This window comes from Actinosynnema sp. NPDC023658 (assembly GCF_040639995.1).
In the GTDB taxonomy this organism is placed as follows: domain Bacteria; phylum Actinomycetota; class Actinomycetes; order Mycobacteriales; family Pseudonocardiaceae; genus Actinosynnema.
In genome coordinates, this window is the sequence record NZ_JBFAAX010001280.1 from 1 (window position 1) to 1,415 (window position 1,415).

Annotated in this window: 1 protein-coding gene and 1 pseudogene; both read right to left on the reverse strand. The window is 73.7% G+C overall.

Annotation, left to right across the window (positions count from 1 at the left end; genetic code table 11):
* The coding region (locus AB0G02_RS40265) for an alpha/beta hydrolase (RefSeq protein WP_360805827.1) at positions 1-543 on the reverse strand (543 nt) is incomplete at its 3' end.
* A 193-nt stretch (positions 544-736) separates the two neighbouring features.
* Positions 737-1,415, reverse strand: a pseudogene (locus AB0G02_RS40270) (epoxide hydrolase); the annotation flags it as partial.

Genomic DNA, 1,415 nt, shown 5'->3' on the forward strand with positions numbered 1-1,415 from the left:
CGTCGACGGCCAGAACAGGCCGAAGCCCGCCGCCCGGACCAGCGGTTCACCCGCGACGAGCGGCACGCCGATCGCGGTGCCCAGGGTCATGCCCCAGTACCCGACGGGCGCGTCCCCGATCCCGGGCACGGCGAGCAGCCCTGCCAGGAGCGCGCGCCACTCGGGGACGGTGCGGCGGGCGAGGTCGGCGTTGTACCGCTCCGCGATGGGGCCGGTGGGCTCGCCCGCCTTCATCGCCGCGCGCAGGAGGGCGACCTCCTCCTCGTCCCGCGGCGAGCGGGGTCGTGGGCCGTGGCCGTCGACGTCGAGCGCGACGGCCCGGAAGCCGACATCGGTGAGCAGCCGGGCGCGGCCCGACATCGCGCGGTCGTGCCGGTGCTGCCCGCCGCCGTGACCGAGCAGCACGAGCGGGGTGCCGGGCGCGGCGTCCTCGGGCTCCCAGAGGGCGGCGGTCACGTCACCGAGCACGAGTTCGCGCGTGGTGACGCCGTCGGACGTGGTGTGCGAGACCAGGCGGAGGTCGGCCGGGTTCAGGTCGGACATGGGAGTGCCTCTCACAGGAAGGCGGAGCTCCCGGCGACGATTCGGTCGCACGTCCCGTGACGGAACCGGGGAGCACCCGCGATGGGGTCGGTGGTGGTGCGCACGGGTCTCACCTCCCTGGCTCTGGTCACGGTCCGGCGACACGGTACAGCGACGCCCCGACGTCGACCACGGGTTTTCGCCCGGTCACCGCTCAGCGCACCAGCCGGAAGAAGTTGCGCAGCTCGTCGACGAACAGGTGCGGCTGCTCGAACGCGGCGAAGTGGCCGCCCCGGTCGGGCTCGCCCCAGTAGCGGATGTCGGGGTAGCGGTTGGCCGCCCAGCGCCGCGACGGTCGGGGCATCTCGCCGGGGAAGATCGAGCAGCCGGTGGGCACGGGCACGGTGTCCCTCGTGGCGCTGGAGAACCACTCACCGACCTCCCGGAAGCTCTCCCAGTACAGCCGCGCCGAGGAGGTCGCGGTGCGGGTGAGCCAGTAGAGGGTGATGTCGTCGAGCATCTCGTCGCGGGTCAGGACGGTCTCGGGCCGGCCGCCGCTGTCGGTCCAGGAGGCGAACTTCTCCACGATCCACGCGCACAGCCCGGCCGGCGAGTCGGTCAGCGCGTACCCGACCGTCTGCGGCTTGGTCGTCATCTGCTCGGCGTACCCGGACTCGTGCGCCTCGGCGTGCCGCAGGTCGGCCAGCGCGGCCTCCTCGGCGGGGGTGAGGTCGTCGAACGTGGCCGGGTCCGGGGCCGCGATCGGTGGCATGACGTGGATGCCCACGAGCTCACCGGCGTCCTGCTGGCCCATGCTCGTGGTCACGCTCGTGCCCCAGTCGCTGCCCTGCGCGCCGTACCGCCGGTAGCCGAGCCGGTCCATCAGCTCCCGC